At 40.6% G+C, this 23,665-nt stretch carries 18 protein-coding genes; 10 read left to right on the top strand and 8 right to left on the bottom strand.

The annotated features are described in order from the left end of the window. Positions 1 to 3: 3 nt before the first annotated feature. The 9 genes from I6F44_RS18205 to I6F44_RS18165 all read left to right on the top strand — a co-directional run bounded on the left by I6F44_RS18205 (position 4) and on the right by I6F44_RS18165 (position 13,977). Positions 4 to 2,157, top strand: coding sequence for an FAD-dependent oxidoreductase (locus I6F44_RS18205; protein ID WP_024607846.1), 2,154 nt, complete (start codon positions 4 to 6; stop codon positions 2,155 to 2,157). A gap of 2 nt (positions 2,158 to 2,159) precedes the next feature. Then, positions 2,160 to 2,978, top strand: a complete 819-nt coding sequence (locus I6F44_RS18200) for a DUF547 domain-containing protein (protein ID WP_197174315.1) — start codon at positions 2,160 to 2,162, stop codon at positions 2,976 to 2,978. Next, positions 2,965 to 4,299 carry an ABC transporter substrate-binding protein gene (locus tag I6F44_RS18195; protein ID WP_197174314.1) on the top strand — a complete coding sequence of 445 codons (1,335 nt, stop codon included), beginning with the start codon at positions 2,965 to 2,967 and terminating at the stop codon, positions 4,297 to 4,299. The genes I6F44_RS18200 and I6F44_RS18195 overlap by 14 nt, the downstream gene beginning before the upstream one ends. Next, positions 4,296 to 6,050, top strand: coding sequence for an ABC transporter permease (locus I6F44_RS18190; protein ID WP_165721685.1), 1,755 nt, complete (start codon positions 4,296 to 4,298; stop codon positions 6,048 to 6,050). Before I6F44_RS18195 ends, I6F44_RS18190 begins: the two co-directional genes overlap by 4 nt. Positions 6,051 to 6,105: 55 nt before the next feature. Next, positions 6,106 to 6,744 carry an ATP-binding cassette domain-containing protein gene (locus I6F44_RS18185; RefSeq protein WP_076924245.1) on the top strand — a complete coding sequence of 213 codons (639 nt, stop codon included), beginning with the start codon at positions 6,106 to 6,108 and terminating at the stop codon, positions 6,742 to 6,744. Positions 6,745 to 6,788: 44 nt separating this feature from the next. Further along, positions 6,789 to 7,469: a CDP-alcohol phosphatidyltransferase family protein gene (locus tag I6F44_RS18180; RefSeq protein WP_197174313.1), complete on the top strand. Its 681-nt coding sequence runs from the start codon at positions 6,789 to 6,791 to the stop codon at positions 7,467 to 7,469. Next, entirely contained in the window at positions 7,462 to 8,253 is a 792-nt protein-coding gene (locus I6F44_RS18175; protein WP_197174312.1) for a sterol desaturase family protein, read from the top strand. Before I6F44_RS18180 ends, I6F44_RS18175 begins: the two co-directional genes overlap by 8 nt. 421 nt (positions 8,254 to 8,674) lie before the next feature. Then, positions 8,675 to 10,801, top strand: a complete 2,127-nt coding sequence (locus tag I6F44_RS18170) for a glycoside hydrolase family 16 protein (RefSeq protein WP_197174311.1) — start codon at positions 8,675 to 8,677, stop codon at positions 10,799 to 10,801. Positions 10,802 to 11,043: 242 nt separating this feature from the next. Further along, positions 11,044 to 13,977, top strand: coding sequence for a TonB-dependent receptor (locus I6F44_RS18165; protein ID WP_197174310.1), 2,934 nt, complete (start codon positions 11,044 to 11,046; stop codon positions 13,975 to 13,977). A gap of 51 nt (positions 13,978 to 14,028) precedes the next feature. Here the strand turns inward: I6F44_RS18165 and I6F44_RS18160 are convergent, their stop codons facing one another. The 8 genes from I6F44_RS18160 to exaC all read right to left on the bottom strand — a co-directional run bounded on the left by I6F44_RS18160 (position 14,029) and on the right by exaC (position 22,405). Then, positions 14,029 to 15,501, bottom strand: coding sequence for a S41 family peptidase (locus tag I6F44_RS18160; protein WP_197174309.1), 1,473 nt, complete (start codon positions 15,499 to 15,501; stop codon positions 14,029 to 14,031). Between the two features lie 63 nt (positions 15,502 to 15,564). Beyond that, positions 15,565 to 16,113, bottom strand: coding sequence for a GNAT family N-acetyltransferase (locus I6F44_RS18155; protein ID WP_197174308.1), 549 nt, complete (start codon positions 16,111 to 16,113; stop codon positions 15,565 to 15,567). 98 nt (positions 16,114 to 16,211) lie between these two features. Continuing rightward, positions 16,212 to 17,450, bottom strand: a complete 1,239-nt coding sequence (locus I6F44_RS18150; protein ID WP_197174307.1) for a cation:proton antiporter — start codon at positions 17,448 to 17,450, stop codon at positions 16,212 to 16,214. A 190-nt stretch (positions 17,451 to 17,640) separates the two neighbouring features. Further along, on the bottom strand, positions 17,641 to 18,189 hold the full coding sequence (locus I6F44_RS18145; RefSeq protein WP_007584262.1) for a DoxX family protein: 549 nt from the start codon (positions 18,187 to 18,189) through the stop codon (positions 17,641 to 17,643). Positions 18,190 to 18,213: 24 nt separating this feature from the next. After that, positions 18,214 to 19,041, bottom strand: coding sequence for an HvfC/BufC N-terminal domain-containing protein (locus tag I6F44_RS18140; RefSeq protein ID WP_197174306.1), 828 nt, complete (start codon positions 19,039 to 19,041; stop codon positions 18,214 to 18,216). Next, on the bottom strand, positions 19,041 to 19,964 hold the full coding sequence (gene bufB / locus I6F44_RS18135) for an MNIO family bufferin maturase (protein WP_197174305.1): 924 nt from the start codon (positions 19,962 to 19,964) through the stop codon (positions 19,041 to 19,043). The genes I6F44_RS18140 and bufB overlap by 1 nt, the downstream gene beginning before the upstream one ends. After that, positions 19,954 to 20,301 (bottom strand): BufA1 family periplasmic bufferin-type metallophore, encoded by a 348-nt coding sequence (locus I6F44_RS18130; protein WP_008165743.1) that lies wholly within the window; start codon positions 20,299 to 20,301, stop codon positions 19,954 to 19,956. Before I6F44_RS18130 ends, bufB begins: the two co-directional genes overlap by 11 nt. A gap of 583 nt (positions 20,302 to 20,884) precedes the next feature. Then, entirely contained in the window at positions 20,885 to 22,405 is a 1,521-nt protein-coding gene (gene exaC / locus I6F44_RS18125) for an acetaldehyde dehydrogenase ExaC (RefSeq protein ID WP_007584266.1), read from the bottom strand. Positions 22,406 to 22,567: 162 nt separating this feature from the next. Between exaC and I6F44_RS18120 the strand changes: the two genes are divergently transcribed. Further along, positions 22,568 to 23,461 carry an AraC family transcriptional regulator gene (locus tag I6F44_RS18120; protein ID WP_024593261.1) on the top strand — a complete coding sequence of 298 codons (894 nt, stop codon included), beginning with the start codon at positions 22,568 to 22,570 and terminating at the stop codon, positions 23,459 to 23,461. The last annotated feature ends 204 nt before the right edge of the window (positions 23,462 to 23,665 follow it).

The raw sequence follows: 23,665 nt of genomic DNA, 5'->3' as shown, positions 1-23,665 counted from the left end.
AACATGATTAAAAAAATATTTTTATTATTGATTGCAGCGGCCGCCGTCGGCCTGTTCTTTCATTTTGACTTACACCAACTACTTACGCTTGATGGCTTAAAAGGGTCAATGGATCAGTTTAGCGATTACAAAGAGCAGTCACCGTTGTTGGTTATTGGTGGGTTCTTTTTACTGTACGTAGTAGTAACAGCTCTCTCGTTACCGGGCGCGGCTATTTTGACACTTGCAGCAGGTGCATTATTTGGCTTAGTTGAAGGCTTATTGGTTGCATCTTTTGCCTCAACTATTGGCGCAACACTTGCCTTTTTAGTATCGCGTTACTTACTACGCGACACTATTAAACAACGTTTTCCTGAGCGCTTAGCCGCAATTGATGCAGGCGTTGAAAAAGAAGGTGGATTTTACTTATTTACCCTTCGTTTAGTGCCGGTGTTTCCGTTCTTTTTAATCAATTTACTAATGGGTGTTACCTCAATAAAGTCATGGACTTATTACTGGGTAAGCCAAGCAGGTATGCTAGCCGGTACATTTGTATTTGTTAACGCAGGTACGCAACTGGCGCAAATAGAGAGCTTATCTGGAATTTTATCATTCAACTTAATCTTATCATTCGCTTTATTGGGCATTTTCCCATTCATTGCTAAAGGAATCTTAAACGTGTTTAAAAAACGTCGCGTATACAAAAACTACACTAAGCCTAAAAAATTCGACCGTAACATGATTGTTATTGGTGCAGGCGCAGGTGGTTTGGTAACAAGTTATATAGCCGCTGCTGTTAAAGCAAAAGTAACCCTTATTGAAGCCGGCGAAATGGGCGGCGACTGTTTAAACTACGGTTGTGTTCCAAGTAAAGCAGTCATTAAAAGCGCTAAAATTGCAGAGCAAATTCGCCACGGTGAAAACTACGGCCTAGAAAACGCGACACCGCAGTTTTCGTTCAAAAAAGTAATGGCACGTGTACATAAAGTAATTGCCGATGTAGCACCACACGACAGTGTTGAGCGCTACACAGACTTAGGCGTAGATGTTGTAAAAGGTTACGGTAAATTAATCGACCCGTGGACTGTAGAAATTAAACTTAACGACGGTGGCACGCAAACACTCACCGCTCGTACTATTGTAATTGCCACTGGCGCACGCCCATTTGTACCGCCACTACCTGGTATTGAAGAAACAGGTTATGTAACAAGCGATACATTGTGGAATAAATTTGCAGAGCTAGATGAGGCACCTAAAAAACTTGTAGTACTAGGTGGTGGTCCAATTGGTAGCGAATTAGCACAAAGCTTTGCACGTTTAGGTTCAAGCGTTACGCAAATTGAAATGAGCGAGCGCATCATGATCAAAGAAGACCTTGAAGTGTCTACTTTTGCTCACGAAGCGTTAACCGAAAGTGGCGTTAATATTTTAACATCGCACCAAGCACTTCGCTGTGAAACACGCGATGGTAAAAAATATATCGTTGTTAAACATAACGACAAAGAAATAGATATTGAATACGACGAGCTATTATGTGCTGTTGGTCGAAGTGCGCGCCTTAAAGGTTACGGTCTTGAAGAGCTAGGCATTGAAACAAACCGCACAGTAGTAACTAACGAATACCTAGAAACACTGTACCCAAATATTTTTGCAGCAGGCGATATTGTAGGTCCATACCAATTTACACATGTGGCAGCCCATCAAGGTTGGTACGCAGCGGTAAATGGCTTATTTGGTCACCTTAAAAAGTTTAAAGTAGATTACCGTGTTATTCCGTGGACTACGTTTATTGACCCAGAAGTTGCACGTGTTGGCTTAAACGAGCAAGACGCAAAAGACAAAGGCATAGATTACGAAATTACTCGTTTTGAATTTGAAGAGCTAGACCGTGCAATTACCGACAGCGCTACAAAAGGCTTTATTAAAGTGATTACACCCAAAGGCAAAGATAAAATATTGGGCGTTACCGTGGTATCTGAACACGCTGGCGATTTAATTGCTGAGTTTGTACTGGCAATGAAACACGGCTTAGGTCTTAACAAAATACTCGGTACTATACACAGCTACCCTACATGGGCTGAAGGTAACAAATACGCAGCAGGTGAGTGGAAACGCGCTCATGCACCTGAAAAAGTGCTTAACTTGCTTGAAAAATACCACACTTGGCGTCGAGGTTAATTATGTTTAAAACACCTCTAAAAGCATTGCTACTTGGTTCGGCTTTAGTTGTAACATCGTTTGCAACATCATTTTCGGCCCAAGCCCAAAACATGCACGATAGCTGGAATGCATTGTTAAATAAGCATGTTGTCGCTATTAATCATAATCACAGTACTGAGGTTGATTACGCTGCCATAAAACGTGAGCATGCACAGCTAAAAACGTATTTAGATTCGTTAACGGCTGTAACGCAAAGTGAATTTGACGCATGGGAAAAGCCTAAGCAACTCGCTTTTTTAATCAATGCTTATAATGCGTGGACTGTTGAGCTTATTTTAACTAAGTACCCTGATATCAAGTCAATTAAAGACTTAGGGAGCTTTTTTAGCTCACCATGGAGTAAAGAGTTTGTGCCATTACTTGGCAAAACTCGCAGCCTTGATGATATAGAACATGGTTTAATACGTGGCAGCGGTAAATACAACGACCCACGCATTCACTTTGTAGTAAATTGCGCGAGTATTGGTTGTCCAGCGCTTCGAGAAGAAGCGTATACAGCCACTGATTTAGAAAGCCAATTGCAAGAGCAAACGGTGCGCTTTTTATCAGATATGACACGTAATATGGCTCAAGAAAATACGCTAAGCGTGTCTTCAATATTTAAGTGGTACGGCGATGACTTTGAAAAAGGCTTTAGAGGTGCAAACACGCTACAGCAGTTTTTCTTGCAATACAGCGATGCACTTAAACTGATACCCGCTCAGCAAAAAGCACTTAAGAATGATGACATGAAAGTTAAATTTTTAGACTACAACTGGGATTTAAATGTTCGCCATTAAGTTTTGGCAAACACTGACGCGATACAGCTTTTGCTGTGTCGCGTTTTGCGTTTGTGCAATCGTAAATTTAGCTGTTTTTTCGAGCACTGCGTTTGCTAATCCCGTTATTAACTCAAATAGTAAAAGTAATTTAGTAATTAACACACAACAGGGATCTCGCTGGCAACAAGTTCAAACACTTGGTCGCAATCAAGATGTATACTTTTATGCATGGGGCGGCGACGCGCAAATAAATGCCTATATTCAATGGGCAGCGCAGCAAGTTAAAACTAAGTACAACATTAACCTAGTGCATGTAAAATTAAGCGATACCAGTGAAGCAGTAAGCCGTGTACTTGCCGAAAAATCAGCAAACAATAACAACCAAGGCAGCGTAGATTTAATGTGGATCAACGGGGCTAACTTTGCCACCATGCGTGAGCACTCTCTGCTTTTAAAAGAATGGGCTAATAAACTCCCCTACTTTGCATTAACTGATCCGGCTAACAACCCTGCTGTAACCTTTGACTTTGGTTTACCTACCAATGGTATGGAGGCTCCATGGGGGCAAGCGTCACTTACATTTTATTACGACAGCATTGCAATAAATGGTAAGGCAAACAATAAATTGCCGACGACATTAAACGAATTATTAAACTGGAGCGCGCAAAACCCTGGTCGCTTTAGCTACCCAAAGCCGCCTGACTTTTTAGGTATGAGCTTTTTAAAATACGCCTTAGTTGTACTGCACCAGCAAAGCAGCGAAAACATTAAAGCGCAGCTAAACCAACCAGCTACAACTAAAAATACAGCGCAAGTGTTAAACCCACTGTGGGACTTTTTAGATAAATTACACCCAACTCTTTGGCGTGGTGGCACTCATTTTATGCAAAGTGGTGCTCAAATGCGCCGCTTAGTAGACGATACAGAGTTGAGTTTAGCCTTTACTTTTTCTGCACCAGAAGTACCGGCTGCTGTAAAACGCTATGATCTACCAAACAGCATTCGCAGTTACGCAATGAGTGATGGCAGTTTAAGTAATACCCATTTCATGGCAATCCCTTACAATGCAAGCCACCAGCAAAGTGCGCAATTAGTGGCTAATTTTTTAATGAGCCCTGAGGCGCAAGCTGAAAAACAAAAAGCGCATATATGGGGCGATAAAAGCGTACTTATTCAATCAACGTTAACACCTGATCAGCAAGCCTTATTTAAAACAGCTAAACCGCATCCAAGTGCACTGCCTTTAAACAGTATTAAACGCACATTGAGCGAACCTCATCCAAGCTGGGTAAACGCCATTATGCAAGGTTGGCAAACCCGTTATGGAGTAAGGCAATGAGCGTCATTTCAAAAAGTGTACCAGTAAATACCAAAGCAACAACGCAGTGCAGCACCGATATGTTTACGCGCATTGTAAAATTTAGCCCGCGATTTTTACTCGCTTTACTTATATTACCCGTACTTGGTGGCTTAATTAGCGTATTGCTACCTGCCTTTGGTTATGCGCCCGTACTTGAGCAAACAACGTTTAGCTTGCAAGGTTTTAATGCCCTTTGGCAAACACCTGGCCTTACCCAAATGGTTACCTTAAGCGTTGCAACAGGCTTAATAAGTACTTTGCTTGCATTTATCATTACCTTAATGATTTTAGCTGCGTTTTTTAACAGCCCGTGGCTTAACCGAATTCAGCGTTTATTGAGCCCTATATTAGTTATACCTCATGCCGCCGCCGCTATTGCGGTGGGGTTTTTAATTGCCCCTTCAGGTATGATTTCACGCTTAGCGTCGCCTTGGTTAAGCGGCTGGGAACTTGCGCCAAACGGCATGTTTCCGCATGATTCATTCGGTATTAGTATTATTTTAGGCTTAACACTCAAAGAGCTTCCCTTTTTATTATTAATGGCACTGGGTGTACTTGCTCAACCTGAGCTTGGCAAAAAATTACGCCAACAACATAAGGTTGCGCTTAACTTAGGTTATTGTCCAATGACGGCCTTTTTTAAAGTAATACTGCCAAGTCTTTATCCGCTGCTGCGTTTACCCCTTTTAGCAGTGCTTGCCTATGCAAGTGCCAGTGTAGAAATGCCACTCATTTTAGGCCCAAATACACCACCCACGTTGGCCGTTGCAATAATGCATTGGTTTAACGATGTTGATTTAAACCTGCGCATTAAAGCCTCTGCAGGTGCTTTATTACAACTGGCTGTTACAGGCGGATTGTTAGCGCTCTGGCTTGGCGGGGAAAAGGCCGTAAAAGTGCTATTTAGCGACTCTCTCACTAATGGGGTGCGTGAATACGGCGGATTTTATTGGCAAAAAATAACGGTCGTACTCACCGCATTAGTAATTAGCTTTATACTATTGTCGCTTATTGGTTTAGTTATGTGGTCGGTTGCAGGTTTTTGGCGCTTTCCAGATGCAATGCCTGAACAATTTACACTACTGCATTTTAAAAGTGCGCTAATGCAAATGGGCAGCCCGCTTTTTAATACGCTAGCAATCGGTTTAGTAACCACGCTATTTGCCATTATTCTTACTTTATTGTGTTTAGAATCAGAGCAGTTGAGTGACAAACCTATTTCTCGTTTTACCAGTTTAATTATTTACTTACCGTTATTAGTGCCCAGTATTGCCTTTTTATTTGGGCTAGTATGGATACAACAACTGGTAAATAACCAAGCCGCATTTTTTAATGTAGTACTTACGCATTTACTATTTGTGCTGCCTTATGTGTTTTTGTCACTTGCGAGCAGCTATAGACGTTTAGACCCTCGTTTTGCTCATGTTGCAGCAAGTCTAGGCGCAGCGCCATGTAAGGTGTTTTTTAAAGTAAAACTACCTCAGTTGTTTGCCCCTATTTTAATTGCAGCCGCACTGGGCTTAGCTATTAGTTTTGGACAATACCTCCCCACGCTTTTAGCTGGCGGCGGGCGCATAGCCACAATAACAACCGAAGCCGTTACGCTTGCCAATGGCGCAAGCAGACGCACCAGTGCCGTGTACGCTATTATGCAAATGGTGTTACCGCTTATTGGATTTATACTGGCATGGGGTTTACCTAAATATTTTTTCAAAAGTGCACGTGTTTAAACGTGCACATATGTAAAGCACCCATGTTTAACACTATCAGGGTTAAGGTTTTTTAATGCAGTCATCGTTACAGATTAAAAATTGTCAGCTTTATCGCCAAAATGAGCTGTTACTTAGCTTAAACGAGCAAGTTAATGGCGGTGAAATTCTGACTATTATGGGCCCATCAGGCAGTGGTAAATCAAGCTTATTAAATTGGCTTACGGGTACTTTACCAAGTAGCTTTAAGGCTAATGGTGAGGTGTGGCTTAATGGTCAAAATATCGATAACACCCCTCCACACTTACGCCATATTGGAGTGCTTTATCAAGACGCTTTATTGTTTTCGCATTTAACTGTTGCTGGTAACATTGCCTTTGCAATGCCCAAAGGTAATAAAAAACAACGCCTTGAAAAAATAGAACACGCACTTGAAAAAGTCGGTCTTAAAGACATGGGTAATCGTCACCCCGACAACCTCTCAGGTGGGCAACAAGCCCGTGTTGCATTATTACGTATGCTGCTGAGCGAACCTAAAGCCATTTTACTTGACGAACCCTTTAGCAAACTCGACACCCAACTGCGTGTTGATACACGCGAACTCGTGTTTAGCCAAATACGCGATCATAAGCTACCTGCAATTATGGTTACTCATGATCATAGCGATGCCGACGCTGCAAATGGCAAACTCATTACTTTAAGTAGCGCACTTTAATACATGACTTTAATGAATAGTTTTAAACGCATAAGGCAACAAACATGCTAGACAAATTTATCACCCCTGTAATTAAGCCACTGTTAACACCTGTGGTTATGCTTATGCATAAACGCGGCATAACCGCCGATCAGCTAACCGTGGTTGGCTTTTTAGTTGGCTTATTAGCAGTGCCATTACTGGCGTTTGAAATGTGGTACGGCGCATTAGTTGCCATTGCTTTAAATCGAATTTTAGATGGACTTGATGGCGCATTAGCACGCTATGCAAACCAAAGTTCAAGCGCTGGTGGCTTTTTAGATATCACACTCGACTTTTTATTTTACGCGGCTATTCCGCTTGGCTTTATTTTGGCAAACCCTGAGCAAAACGCGATAGCGGGATCGTTATTACTTGCTACTTTTATTGGTACGGGTTCAAGCTTTTTAGCTTTTGCGATTGCCGCCGAAAAATTTAAACTCGAAAAACCGCAATTTAAATACAAAAGCTTTTACTACTTAAACGGCTTAACCGAAGGCACTGAAACAATAGCGCTATTTATTGCATTTTGTATTTGGCCGCAGTACTTTGCGGTTATGGCGAGCATTTTTGCTATTGCGTGTGGCATAACTATTTTTACCCGTATACATGGCGGTTATCACACACTTAAGCAACAAGAAGCCGATGCTAACAAAGCTGCTGAAAACGTGCCTAGCAGTTCAAATTCTGAGGTAATAGATGACTAATGAAGTATGGTGGCGCTTAGGCTTCTTTTTTAGCATTTTAGTTATAATGATGCTGCTTGAAGCGCAAAAACCAGCGCGTAAATCACCAATAAAAAGCAGTACACGTTGGTTTGCTAACTTTGGGTTAGTGTTTGCTTCATCAGTTGTTGCGCGCTTAGTGGTTCCCATTGGGCTAACCGCCGTAGCACTTTACAATCAAGAGCACGGCATAGGCTTATTTAATCAAATAGCTCTACCAAGCAGTTTAATTATTATATTGAGCATACTTTTACTCGATATATTAATTTATTGGCAACATAGGTTATTTCATAACGTGCCTATTTTATGGCGCTTACACCGTGTACATCACGCCGATGCACACGTAGATACCAGTACAGGGCTGCGCTTTCACCCTATCGAAATTGTACTGAGCATACTTATAAAACTCATTGCAGTAACTGCTCTTGGCGTACCTGCCATTGCAGTACTTATTTTTGAAATAGCACTTAATGGTTTAGCACTATTTAATCATGCAAATATACGCCTACCTAATGCCATTGAAAAACCACTGCGTTTAATCTTAATGACGCAAATATTGCATCGAATTCACCATAGCCAAGTCGTTAGCGAAACTAACTCAAATTATGGTTTTAGTGTAATTTGGTGGGATAAATTATTTGGTAGTTACAAAGGTAAAGCTAAAAAAACCGACGCAGATATAAATATTGGCTTAAAAGAATACCCAAGCCAAAAGCAAAATGCGTCGCTTTTGGGGTTACTTACAATGCCTTTTAAAAACAAGTAAAAACAAGCATATTTTATCTCATACAATACCAATCCACTTAAAATTGCTTTTATGTAGATTGGTATAAACAAAATACTCCTTAAATACTATAAATATACCTGTAACTAACCTTTTAATTGTTAAGTCCTTTCCTACTTTTTTGACGTAAAAAATATTCCGCTCACGCTCCCATCAAAAAACACAAACAACATAACTAATTGTATAAACTGCAATTTATATACAATCTAAAATTGGTAAACTGGTCTTACCGTAAACTAATTGTAAATAAAATAAACAAATATGTTGACCATTTGCGTACTCCACAATATCATTTGTAAGCGCTTACAAAACACATATCAAAATGTAAGCGCTTACAGCATGAAAAAACAAAGCTCAAAAAACAATTAATCTGACAATAATCTGTTGAAACCGGGGTTCAGTTATGAACATTGAAACAACGCACATTACACGTTTACTTGCCGCTATCTCTTTAGTTACGTTAGCTGGCTGTGGTGGCGACTCTGCCACTAAATCAAATTTTGAAAATGTAGATGCCTCTGAGCCAGTTTCAGATTGGCAAATGGTTTGGAGCGACGAGTTCGAAGGCTCAGCCATTGATACAAACAAATGGAACTATGAATTAAACTGCGATGGCGGTGGTAACAACGAGAAACAGTGTTACACCGACAGCGAGCAAAATGCATTTATTGCAGACGGTGTGTTAAACATTGTTGCCCTACCCGCTGAAGAAGGTGCAGAAAAACCTTACACTTCAGCACGCTTAAATACGCGTTATAACGCCGACTTTACGTATGGCCGTTTTGAAGTGCGCGCCAAACTTCCATCAGGACAAGGTAGCTGGCCAGCATTTTGGATGCTACCAACTGATGAGGTTTACGGCACTTGGCCTCGTTCTGGCGAAATAGATGTTTTAGAATCAGTAAACCTTAAAACACCGGATGAAGACGGCGGTATAGAGTCTAGTATCCACGGCACCCTTCATTACGGACGCGCATGGCCAGATAACAGCTATACAGGTAAAGAATACAAATTCCCTGAAGATACTAATCCAGCAGATGATTTCCACACGTATGCTGTTGAATGGCAAGAAGGTGAAATTCGCTGGTACGTAGATGGTTACCTTTATGCAACTCAGCGTCAATCTGAGGTTTTATATAATTCAAAAAATGAGCCTGCGGGCTTAAAACATCGTGGTTGGTTTGCAGAATACTTTGAACAAGGTTCTGGCGAACTTACAACGCATTGGGATAGCGCACCATTTGATAAAGACTTTCACTTATTGCTAAACCTGGCAGTAGGCGGTGACTGGCCTGAAAACGTAAATGATTTAGGTGTAGACGCTAGCGCATTTGAAAATGGCCAAACTTTTGCTATTGATTACGTACGTGTTTATCAATGTGCATCGAACACTGATACTGGTAAAGGTTGTGAAACCATTCGTCCTGGTTACAACAGCTTAGACGATGCCTTACTTGAGGGTGATGCCCCAATTCCTATAGCAGGAGGAGTTACTCCATTAACCATATTTGGTGATTCTTTTAATATTAATTGGCCTGCGTGGGATTGTTGCGGAGGTTCAACTCCTGCAATAGTTGTTGATGAACAGCAAGGTAATACAGTTGAGTTTAGTGTTGGTGAAAACCCAACAGTAAACGGCTTTATTTCAAGAGCGGCAAACATCACTGATGAGGCGGGTCTAGCCTCCCCTTTTGATGCTACGCCCCTGTTAGCACAAGGGTATTTTCAATTTAAAATGAAAGTAACTAGCGCACCTGCTGATGCAAACTCTACATGGGTCGTTAAGCTTGAAAGTGCAGGAGATGCACCAACTGCGGCCGAATTACCTATTACTCAAAGCGTCGAAGGTATTGCTCCTGTTGTAGGACAATGGCAAACATATACATTTAAATTAACCGATCTTGTTGCAGCAAACTTAGATATTAGCGCTATTGATGTAGTGATGATTTTTCCTGCATGGGGCACTGGTAATGGCGCTGTATATAGAGTAGACGATGTAAAAATCACGCAAGATTTTCCAGAGCTTAATGTGTTCACAGATACTCAAAATCTTGATTGGCCAATGTGGGACTGCTGTAGCGGCTCTACGCCAGTGGAAGTAATGGATGATGAAGAGCATGGTTTAACAGCGGAATTTACAATAAATGATACGCCTACAGTAATGGGCTTTAACAGCCGTACATCTGTTGGCGGAAGCGGTGAGGCATTTGATGCAAGCGCTATCATAACTGTTGGTCAAATTACGTTTGATATGAAAGTTACGAGTATGCCAAGCACACCCGACGCGCCATGGTTTTTCAAAGTTGAGTCAAACGAAGGTGACTCCGCCGTAGAGCTTGCACTTACTGAAAGTGTTGAAGGCATTGCCCCTGCTTTAAACGAATGGCAAACATATACTTATACACTTTCTGACTTATCGGCTGCCGGTTTAGATGTAAGTGCGATAGATGTATTAATGATTTTTCCTAATTGGGGCCAAGGTGCTGGCGCAGTATATCGTGTTGATAATGTAAAAATTTCAAACCCATAATTTAGATTTCACTGACAAAATTCTAGGTGTTTATACCAATTGCATTAAACAAGAGATCTATTATAGCGCTAAGAAAATAGCACAATAACAAGGCGAAAATTTTGACATATAGTTGTTCTATATAAATAATTTTTAACGCAGTTAGTGAGTTATTTAATGCGATAGAATGATCATATTTTTAATAAAATTGGTATTACACAGCACCTTCACTCTTGAACAACATTTTATAAAGCAGAGCTATTATGAACACATTCAATTTTAAAAAGAGCCAACTTGCGGCTTCTGTGTCTCTCATCATTGCTGCGAGCACATTAAACACAGCTATCGCTGCAGAAGCAGACATATCAGCAAAGCCTGATGTAGAAATTATTGAAGTAAAAGGTATTCGTGGTTCACTTATTCGTTCTATGGATATGAAACGCGACTCTTCGGGTATTGTAGATGCTATCTCGTCTGAAGAAATGGGTAAATTCCCAGATACAAACTTAGCAGAATCATTACAGCGTATTACCGGTGTATCGGTAAGCCGCGCTAACGGTGAAGGTAGCCAAATTACAGTACGTGGTTTTGGCCCTGAGTTTAACTTGATTACCTTAAATGGCCGCCAAATGCCGGGCACAGGTTATACACGCTCGTATAACCTTGAAAACGTTGCCTCTGAAGGCGTAAGTGCGCTTGAAGTGTTTAAAACAGCTCGTGCAGACGTGCCAAGCGGTGGCTTAGGTGCAACGGTTAATATTTCTACTGCGCGACCTTTTCAAAAGCCAGGTCAAAATTTTTCGGCAACCGTTAAAGCAAACCACGACTCGTCGAACGAAGCTGGCGATGACGTAACACCAGAGTTTTCTACTGTTTACAGCAATACCTTTGTAGATGACACTTTTGGTTTCGGTTTTTCATTTTCGCACCAAGAGCGTGACTTTCAAAAACAAAGTGCCAATATTCAAGGCTGGCAGGCAAACGTAGACTTACCTGAATTAGATAGCAGCAACGTAGTTGATAACCGCACAGATTCTGCAGGTAACTACTACTTCCCTAAAGACATGAACTACTCTATTGAAGATGTAGAACGTGAACGTACAAACGGACAAGTTACTTTTCAGTTTGCACCGGTAGATGGCTTTGTAGCAACACTTGATTACACCGCAAGTAAAGCAGTAACTGGCTCTCAAAGTATTGGTTGGGGTATTTGGAACGACTTTGGTAGCAATATAAATGGCTACGAACTAGATGAAAATGGCACTGCAGTATATGCAGACATTAGCGGTAATGACGCGTCATTCACAGCTAATAAAGGCACTACAGAAGTAAAAGCCCGCTCTCTTGGTTTAAACCTAGATTGGGAAATTAGCGACACGTGGCACGTAGAGCTTGATTACCACGACTCTAAAAACGAAACCGATAACGGCGCCGACAACGGGCTGGGAAGTGCAGGCCAAGTAATTTTAGGGTCTGATCAGCTAGCTAATAAAATTTATGATTACCGCACGGGCGAAGTACCTAGTGCACAAGTTAATTGGTTAAATGGCACAAGTGAATTAACGCCTGGCGAAATTGATTCAAACTTTAGTCAGTTTACTCACTCACCGGGTGAATCAAACATTGAACAATTACAGCTGCACACAACATGGTATAACGAAAGTTATGACATTGGTTTAGTTAAAGTTAAATTTGGCGCATCACGTACAGAACAAAACACAGGTGGTTACACCGCGTGGAGTGGTTTAGTAGGTGGCCCAGGTTTTAACCCATCATATACAGAAATATTCCCAGACGGCATGTTTACCCGTAATGATACATCAGGCCTTTTAGATCAGTTTGATGGCGGCGGCAGTGACTTACAACCTGGTTACTACTATACCTATGACTTTGACGAAGCTGTTGCACGCCAAATTGCTTACTTAACGGCAGATGTAACAGGTGGCGATGCATATGCCGCTAATGCATACGCAGACGGAATAGATAGCGAGAGCTACGTAGAAGAAATCACTAATAGCTTTTATGTTCAATCAAGCTGGGAGTTTGACGTAAGTAACTACTACGTAAAAGTAAATGCAGGCCTACGCTATGAGCAAACAGACGTAACAAGTACTGTGCGCCAACGCGTTGAAGATCAAGTTAATTGGATCAGCGCTTCAGAGTGGATCATGCAATACGCTGCTGGCGGCGATGATAACTTCTTAGAGCAACAAGGTGATTACGATGTTTTACTGCCTTCAATCGACGTAAGTGTTGATTTAACTGAAGACGTAGTAGCCCGCGTATCTTGGGGTAAAACAATGTCGCGTGCACCACTAGGTAATCTAGCCGGTGGTCGTAGTTTAACAGGCAGCCCAAAACCAGGTTCTCGTACAGGTGGCCAAGGTAATACAAACTTATTACCGTTTGAATCAACAAACCTTGATTTATCACTTGAGTATTACTACGCAGAAGGCAGCTACGCATCTGTTGGTTACTTTAAAAAAGATGTTGATAACTTTATTCAAACCACCATTACGCAAACCACTATTGATGGCTTGCACGATATTTTAAACGGCCCTCGTTACTTACAAGCCGTAAGCGATATTGAATCACGTGGCGAGCAAGCAACAACCGACGCTATTTTTGCACAAATGATTGCCAGCGGCTACGGCAATGCAAATGGCGTTATTGAGCCAAACAGCGACGATCCGCTAATTACATGGAATATTAGCCAACCACAAAACACCGACAGTAAATCGGTAGATGGTTTTGAAGTAGCTGTTCAGCACTTAATTGGTGAAACCGGTTTTGGTGTAGGTGTTAACGCAACATTTGTAGATGGCGACGTTGAATTTGATAGCGAAAGCCTTGATCAACAAGCACCACTTACAGGCTTAAGTGACTCAGCTAACTTCCAAGGCTTTTACGAAAAAGACGGCCTATCAGTTAAAATTACTTATGCATGGCGCGACTCATACCTAATTGGTGTAGGCCAAGCGCAAGGTTCAGCTGATGCGCCTCCGCAATATGCTAAAGCGTATGGCCAATGGGATATGAGCGTTAACTACGATGTAAACGAAAACGTAACGGTATTTTTTGATGGCATAAACTTAAACAATGCCACCGAAGAAGGTTACGGACGTTACGAAGAGCAGTTCTTATTTGCTAATCAATACGGTCCGCGTTACTCAATTGGTGCACGTTACACGTTCTAAACTATTTCCTAGTTAGAAGGTTAAGCCGCTTGTTACAACAAGCGGCTTTTTTTATAGCGTTTTTATTTGCTCAAGCAACACATTGGTTGTCCAATCAAGGCCGTTATACGCCACATCGGGTTTGTAGTAAGCCCCTGCCCCTCGCGCTCTGTTTACGTATACTTTGTTAGGTACAATCACTTTGCCTAAGCCTGAAGGTAAATCAGCTAAACGTACCTCCATATACATAGAATCAGCACTACTTGGTGCACCAAATAACGTTGTATTTTCAAAAAGCTTAAACTTATCAAGTGCATCTAAACAAGCACTAGCACATTGCGGCGGAACAATAACAAACACCTTGGTTTTAAAGTCACTAGTTAAAGGATTTTGTGGCATATTATTTAGCGTATTAGTTTCTTGTTCTACATAAAATGGGGCATCATTTTTAAGTGATAAAGCCATACCAGCTGCTACGGTTTTAACTATTTTCAATAATTCAGGCTGATCTTTTACAATCTCTAATAAAGACACTACATGGTCGGTATTATCTTTTGATGCTCTCCACCACACTTGAGTGTTTTGAGATTTATCATTTGCTTTTTGTTCTACTACCTTTTCACCCCATAATTCTTTGGCTATTTGTGAGCTCCAATAAGATGAGCCACCTTGGTTATGACGCAAATCTAATACCACGGCTTTTGCAGTAAGTAACTTGCTACGCTGCTGTTTTATTTTTTCAAACACTTTATTGTATGCAGCAGTTTGTTTATCTGTTGATGAAAAGCTAGGCATAGCAATCCAAGCAATGTTTTTTTCAGGCCACGTTAAATCAATGGGAAGCTCATCACCGTTATAAGCATTTTCTAAATACTTGCTTGCTGACTTAGGCCTTACTGACCAATTTAATACGTGTGTATAGGTATCGCTATTGGCTTTAACAAATTCACATTTTTTTAGAGGGGTTAAAAATGGATTGCCCTCGTCAATTAGTAACCGCCAACCTTGCTGCCACCAATGCCCAGGTTGTGCAACTTCACCATGAAACTTAAATATTCTCTCACGCATTAAGGTATCAGTGCTTTGCCCATCACATTGGCTTACAACGTCGCCTTTGCTAATATTTTTGGTTTCGCTGTAATACACTTTTAGCGCGTCACCTCGCCATACAGCTCTAAAGCCCGGCCAGCGGCGCGCGGGTCTATCTACACTTGAAAACGCACCAGCGTGACCATCTTGTAAAATAGTGCTAAAGCGCGCAATTGCCGCTACATGCGCCTGCGGCCCACTCGCTTGAGCCGATAATGTAAGTGCCTCCGCTTTTGCTTGATTTAATAAATCAGGGAAAGTTGGGTTATTACTATCAAACATACCAGGGTGATTTTGTGCGGTAATACTATAAGCCGCGTTAATGTCGCGCTCTGTTATGCTGCGCCACTGCTCAGGCGTGGCTGGTAATGCTTGGTTTTTAGCTGCATTAACAATAGGTGATATTAGAAAAGCAGCGAGTAATACATAGTTGGTTGTTGTTTTTTTTATAGTCATAAAAATCCATTTAATTATTTACCAAAATAGAGCTGCGGTAGGAGTAACTTTTATACTTTGTAATTATTGTTTAAATTCAGGCTTTAATAACCCATAGCACCTCAAGTCATGAAACTCATTTTTCCAGTAACCACTTGCACGGCGAATACCTTCTTCTTTGAAGCCTAGCTTTTTCAAGACCGACTCTGAGGCAAGATTGCCAATCATAGTATCTCCTTGAATTCGGTATAGTTCACCGAATAGAAGTTGATTTGAGAATGCAGCATTAATAACCTCATGTAATGCTTCAGAGGCAAACCCCCAATACTCAGAAGCTATTTCGTACCCTATGCTGGCATTTTTCATCTTTTGGTTCCATGTATTAAAGCCGCAAGTGCCAATTAACTTACCTGTAGTCTTTAGACGAATAGCCCATCGAATACCAATATTCTCAGTGAAGCGAGCATTGAAAAAATCAATTAATTTAGCTGATTGAGCTTCTGACTTATAAGTCTCTATATCGTAAAATTTAACAACTTCTGCATCTGAATAGATATTTAGAAGTGCTTCACTATCGCTTGCTGATAAGCTAGTAAGTATCAGACGTGCTGTTTCTAGCTCTGGGAAATTCATAAGCTCTCCGTGCCATAACCGAGTTTACAAAAACACCCGCGTTAAATTCATTCTATTTGTGCACAAACCATAGCTGAGTTCCTATTTTGGTTCAATTGCTACTTTCTGTTTTTTAACCTAGCGAGCTCTCTTGATTTAATTTTTAGCACTTTAATTTTAGCGCCATACCAATTAGCCATAGGTGCTGCAGCAATACCGTGTATTAACGTGCTCATCCACACTGCATTAATCGCAACTATAAGTATTGAGTGGCCGTATTCGCCTAAAATATCTTTAGAAATAATAAGTGCAAAAAGTGCTGTTGCAAGACCTCGAGGTCCAAAGAAACCCATAAACACTTTTGTTAATGTCTTTGCTTTTGTACCAATTAACGATAGGTAAATAGCAAGAGGGCGCACTATAAAAATACTCACCAGAATATAACCAGCAACGGGGAAGGTTAAATGCTCAATAGCTGAAGGCAGTAAACCAAGCCCAATAATAACAAACGAAGACCATATTAACATTTGCCCTTCGCTTTCAGTAAATTGGTATATAAATCGGCAATGCCCTTTTACACTATTACCAAAAGCTAAACCTGCAACAAACGCTGATATAAATCCATTTCCACCCATTAAAGTAGCCATTAAATATGATGTGCCGGTAAGTGCTAAAACGCCAATCCCTTCATATATAGTCGACGATATTTTTTTTGACTCAGAGTATAAAAATAAACGTCCGCTCGAGTATCCCATTAATGCACCAACCAAAATACCTATAAATATTTGGCTAAATCCAAACACTAACCATGACATTTCATTTTCTTGAGAACCGGTTTCCATAGCAACTATACTGGCAAAAAATAAAATAACGGGTAATGCTAGCCCGTCATTTAAGCCACTTTCAACAGATAGACTTTGTCGCTCGTTTAAAGGTACGCTCTCATTACTAACAACCGCTTGACCTAAAGCTGCATCAGTCGGTGCTAAAATTGCCGCAACTAGGGCTAGCATTGCCCAAGGCCACTGTGGGAAGAATAAATAAGCAAAGCCTGTACCAATCAAAATACTCAACGGCAAACCTATCAATAGCATTCTTAAAGGCCATGTATTTTGCCTTTTTAATCTTCGTAGGTTTATTTGTGAAGCATCTAAAAATAATAATACAACTAGCGATATTTCTGCTATTAAATATACGGTTTCATGTGCGTCGCCTATATTAATAAGTCCAGCCTGGGATACAGCAAAACCTATACCTAAAAATACCATTGGCGCCGTGATAATAGTGGTAGAGAGTTTTTTTGCTAGCATAGAGTAAGCACTAACTGAGAAAAGAAGAATGAGTAATCCTATTTCCATTGGGAAATCCTATTAGGCGTGGCTTGGTATTTTTATTAGAAAATATCAGGGTTGGGGTTAGCTATATTAAATCAGCACAATTTATTGAGTTAATTTGTATAAGTGTATTTTTAACTTTAATCTAAAATAATAACCGGCACCTAAGTGATATTAGCCTGCCGGTTACGTTTAACGTTTAATATGCAAAAGCTTATTTAGCTGCTGCACGTTTTGCGTCTAATCCAAGCAACTTATCAATAGATAAAAAGCCAGGTCCACGAGCAAAAATCACTAATAATGAAACAGCCCACCACGATGCAGGATTAATCCAATGATCGAGTGTAGGAAAAACTGCAAGCTGAATAAACATTGTCATACCAATAAGGCCTAACGCCGCAAAGCGAGAAAACAAACCGATAATCAGTAATATTGGGAGTAACACTTCAACAACACCAGCAACCACAGCAAGCGTTTCAATTACTTTTACAAGAAATGAGCCATCAACATAATCTAAGGTTTGAGGATTACAAAGCTGCAAAGCACCTTCTCTAACTGGATCAGGACAGAAAAATTCATATTTAAATAGGTCGTATTTATCAACATTAAATTGTAAAAAGCCATCCCATTTGCTCAAACCAGAGTCTAGGAATACTTTAGCGACCATAAAGCGAAGAAAAAACAGCGCTATGGGCTCTAAGAACCGCGATAACTGCTCTCCCATCTGCACGTACAGTTGTTGTATTTTTTTTATCATGCCCATATTTGTTCCTACTCTTGTAATGTACTAATTGATTTGGATTTCTAATAATTCATTTTGTAAGCATGCTGTAAAAGCTTCGCTCACTTCAAAGTTTTCATCTACTGTTATTGCTGCATCAAAAGCTTCACCCAACGACCTACCTGTACCTTGTAGGGCCTGCATAAGTTTAACTTCAGCAGCGCAAAGGGAACGGGCTTGCACCGCACCTTGCAAGCGCCATAACATAATAAAATTCTCAGTAGAGGATTTAGTTACAGCGACATCATTATTATTTGTTTTTAGCGAAATCCATTCAAAAAATGCGCCTTCACTCACACTAAGTAGCAGTACACTGGGGTTAAGCTTTACATTGAGTTCAGTAAGCTCAGTACCTTGTTCCATTAGTTGAGTAACATAATCTATAGTTAAAGTTTCAGTTGAATCAGCGCTCATCAAACTCATTAGCCACGCGTAATCTAAATGCGCAATATCAACTAAGTTCGTATATAAACTTAATGTACTTAGCTGATTTACAGTGACTTCAAAAATATGCTGATTTTCAATTTCACTATCTTTAATCAAGCCTGCAACAAAGTCTGGAAAGCTTAATCCATATCCCACCAAAGTGCCCTGCTCTGGCGGAAAACGGTCAACATAAAGTCGTGCCATTTTACGAAAGTTCTCACTACCTACTTTTTTTTCACACATAGGAAAGTTAGCTATCAATGCATCAACGCAGCCTTTGTAAAACCCGTTTCTATACACAGCTAATCTTTTAATGTGCGATGGATTTTCGCAAAAATGCTCCATTGCACCTGGATCGCCCGTTCGTAAATAGCGAGTAAAAGCATCAATATATTGATTGGTACTCATCAGCGAACCACTTCTTTATGAGATATATTTAAGCGACTTTGTAACTCGCTTTGATTCAAATAGTTTTGCGCAGTTTCTCGCTCGCTCATAAGCTCTTCAAACGATGGAATATTAGCATCTCGCTCAACAAGTACTGGCCGCTGACCAAATATCTCAATTGCTTGTTCCAGCAAATCCCATACAGGCGTTGCTACCGGTGCTGCATGGCTGTCTATCAATAATGACTGACCAAGAGCTGGATCAGGATCGTGCCCTGCAATATGAATTTCTCCAACAAGCTCAGCGGGGATCTGCTTTAAATAATCAAGCGCATCAATACCCGTGTTTTTACTACTGATATATAAGTTATTAATATCGATTAGTAAGCCACAACCAGAACGCTTAGCTGCCTCAACTAAAAACTGAGGTTCATCCATATCACTTATAAAATCTAAATAGTTACTTGGGTTTTCTACTAAAATTGACCGACCTATGCCCGTCTGGTAACAATCAATCCCATTAATTAAAGACTCAAGTGCATCTTGGGTGCGAGGTAAAGGCATTAAGTCTGCAAAATATTTGCCGTCAGACTTAGACCACACTGCATGTTCAGATACCAGTGCTGGTTGAAATTCATCAATCAACGCTTTCACTCGTTTAGCATGAGCAAGCATAGCTTTATGATCAGAGCCTAACGAACCACCAACACCATGAAAACTAATATCAAAATTTTCACGTACAGCTCTGAGATAATTTAATCGAGGACCACCTGCCACAAAATAATTTTCTGTATGCACTTCAAACCAAAGATTATTATTTGTAGATGGCAGCTCTACCTGTAAAGCTAAAATGTCGTCAAGATGTTCTGGTTTTAAACTAAGACCTGCACCTAATTGCTCCCCAGCAACAATGCACTGGGGAAAACCTGCTTTATTAACCTTCAAGCGAACCTTTACCATTAGGAGTTACAACTGATTCACATACACCTTTAGGTGCATATGTCCATGCGTTAGCTTGGAAGTCTGTAGTTGAAGTGCCTTCACAACTCGTTCCTGCACCTGCTTTACAATCATTTTCACCCGCTAAAGCAATACCAAAACATTTATCTTTACGACCGCGAACTTTATCACCAGCTACCCAGCCTTTAAATTGCTCTTGTACTTTTGCTGAAGCACCTTCTGCAACGGTTAATTGACTGTTTGGACCAGCTACTGCGCCTGCACTTAATACTGCTGCTGATGCGCCAATTAATAAAGCCGTAGTTAAATTTACTTTTTTCATTTGTATGCTCCTGATTAAAATATTTTTTCTTGTTTTATCAATGGATGCGAATAAACATTCACATTCTCATAAACAAGCACAATGGAGATAAGCAATATCGCCGTTTTATCAATTTAATAGACCTATCGTTGTTATAAAAACTTTCAGATTATTTGCTTACAACGAAAAAACAACTGTAAACAAGAAGTAAATATAGTGGACTAAGCAGTTAATACAAACATTAGAAAAGCTAACCTAATTGTTTTGATAATGAATAAGCTTGGAAAAGTTCATATTTAGTGGATTAGATGCATTGAGGCACTTTGTTTTGGTAATGATCTACAAATAGAAATTTACTTAACTGAGGAAGGATAAAAATATTATTTAAAGGCTCCTTATATTTACACCACTGTATACTCGCTAAATTAGCGCTTTTTAAGTAGGACTCGTAAACACCGTCATTATAATGTTATTTTCTGCAACGCTAAAATGTTGGACTACATGGCCATTATCAACGGTTGATTGCCTATAAAAAAAGCGCTACAAATAGGTAGCGCTGGCATTATTACTTAATGGTTGTTTATTTAAAGCTTAGGCTCTTTATTTAAAAGAAGCCGAGCGGATCTTCGCTGTAGCTCACTAATAGGTTTTTAGTTTGTTGGTAGTGCTCCAGTGCCAGTTTGTGCGTTTCGCGCCCTATTCCTGATTTTTTATAACCACCAAACGCAGCGTGTGCTGGGTACATGTGATAGCAGTTAGTCCACACTCGCCCTGCTTCTATTTTGCGACCCATACGATAAGCACGATTCATGTTTCTGCTCCACACACCTGCACCTAAACCAAACTCAGAGCTGTTGGCAAGCTCGAGTGCTTCGGCTTCATCTTTAAAGGTCGACATTGAAATAACAGGGCCAAAAATTTCTTCTTGGAACACACGCATATCGTTTGTGCCCTTTAATAACGTAGGTTGTATGTAGTAACCACCGTTTAAGTCATCACTTAGCTGCTCTACATTACCGCCAGTGAGTACTTCAGCGCCTTCTTTTTTGCCTATTTCAATGTAGCTCAGTATTTTATCAAATTGCGCTTTTGAAGCTTGTGCGCCAACCATAGTTTCGCTATCTAGCGGGTTTCCGCGTTTAATTTTTAAGGTACGTTCGAGTATTCGCTCAATAAACTGCTCGTAAATGTCTTCTTGAATAAACAGCCTTGATGGGCACGTACACACCTCGCCTTGGTTGAAGTAAGCAAGCACGGCGCCTTCAATAGCTTTGGATAAAAACGCATCGTCTTTTTCCATTACATCATTAAAAAATATATTAGGTGATTTACCACCGAGCTCGACCGTTGAAGGAATAATATTTTCAGCAGCGCATTTCAAAATATGTGAGCCCACAGGCGTTGAACCTGTAAATGCAATTTTAGCGATACGCTTGCTTGTTGCCAGTGCTTCACCCGCTTCTTTACCAAAGCCGTTTACTATATTTAATACGCCTGCAGGGAGTAAATCGCCAATTATCTCCATTAAAACTAAAATAGAAGCTGGTGTTTGCTCAGCCGGTTTTAAAATTACACAGTTACCTGCAGCAAGTGCTGGCGCTAGTTTCCAGGCGGCCATTAAAATAGGGAAGTTCCACGGAATAATTTGCCCAACAACCCCTAGTGGCTCATGAAAATGATACGCAACGGTGGTTGCGTCTATTTCACCTATAGTGCCGTCTTGCGATCGTAGGCACCCCGCAAAGTAGCGAAAGTGATCTGCCGCTAGCGGAATATCAGCAGCGAGTGTTTCACGAATTGCTTTACCGTTATCCCATGTTTCGGCAACAGCTAGTAACTCTAGGTTTTGCTCAATTCGGTCGGCTATTTTTAGCAGTATGTTACTTCGGTCGGTCACCGACGTTGTGCCCCATTGCTCTCGCACTGCATGCGCTTTGTCGAGAGCCAGCTCTATGTCGTCTTTGTCTGAACGCGGTATCTGGCAAAATACCTTACCGTTTACTGGGCTTATATTATCAAAGTATTGGCCATTTACAGGCTTTACCCACTCTCCGCCAATGTAGTTTCCGTATTGTTGTTTAAAGTTTACGAGTGCGCCGTCGCTACCTGGATTTGCATATATCATGTGTGTGCTCTCTTTATTGTTGTTAGCTAAAGGTCGAACATTTATATAAAACAAAATGCTTTATATTTAATCGACATTAAACTAACAAGCACCTAAAAACTTGATTAACTGTCCACAAAAGTTGTCTGTGAGTCCAAACTAATAAAAACCTAAAGGATTGATATGCACACATCTCAGTTAAACAAAAAACGCCAACAACTTGATGTATTAATAGAAAATAAAGTCACATTCGCTGCAGATAGCAGTGAGTTGAGTATTTACGACACGTATCAAAGCGCGCAAAAGGTGGCACTGCACTCAAACGAGCTGCTGTTTTGTGCCATGCTTAGCGGCAAAAAGGTAATGCACGTAGAAAGCAGCCAATACCATAAAGCATTTTTACCACACGAGTCGTTTGTATTAGCGCCAGAGCAAGGCGTATTAATTGATTTTCCACAAGCATCAATGCACGCCCCAACTACTTGTTTAGCGATTGAAATTAGCACCGACAAAATAACTAGCGTGGCGAATGCACTTAACATGCAGCAAAACTTTGCACACGATGGCTTATTTGAATATGTACCGCAGTTAGTGCATACCCAACATAATATTCAAACGCAGCAATTATTAGAGCGCATGGTGCATTTATTTAGCGAGCAAGGCGCACAGCGACATTACTTGATTGATTTGTCGTTAAACGAATTAATCACCCGTTTACTACAACAACAAAGCCGCGAGCTATTGCTGGCTAGCTGCGATAAGCCACGCCTTAAAACAAAAGTGAGCGACGCCCTGCTTTATATTGAAGAACACTTAAGTGAAACGCTCGACATAAATACCTTATGCAAAATAGCCTGCATGAGCCGCAGTAAGTTTTATCAGCAGTTTAAACTTGCATTTGGCACTAGCCCAGCCCTTTGGCAGCAACAATTAAGACTTAAAAAAGCGCGTGCTCAATTGCTACAAGGCCATGCAATTAGTAAAGTTTGCTTTGATGTTGGATTTAATAGCGCGAGCCACTTTAGTCGTTTATTTAAACAAACGTTTGGCATTGCGCCTAAAGAGTGTCGACATTAGCTCTAAAGGGGCATTACCTGAGTTGGCTGATATAATTTAAACGATTAAAACCCCATATTACGGGGCTTTAAATTAGAGTCATATTGTAGTGGTCAACTAATTTTGGCCACAGTTTTAGAATCTTGGTATCTAATCTCAGATTCATTTGGTGCTAAACCAGCATTATAATGATGCGGTCTAACATTGTTGTAATATCCATTGATA

This window comes from Pseudoalteromonas sp. NZS11_1 (assembly GCF_015864275.1).
Lineage (GTDB): Bacteria > Pseudomonadota > Gammaproteobacteria > Enterobacterales > Alteromonadaceae > Pseudoalteromonas > Pseudoalteromonas arctica.
Note: the sequence above shows the minus strand (reverse complement) of the source record. Positions and strands in the feature narration are given on the sequence as shown.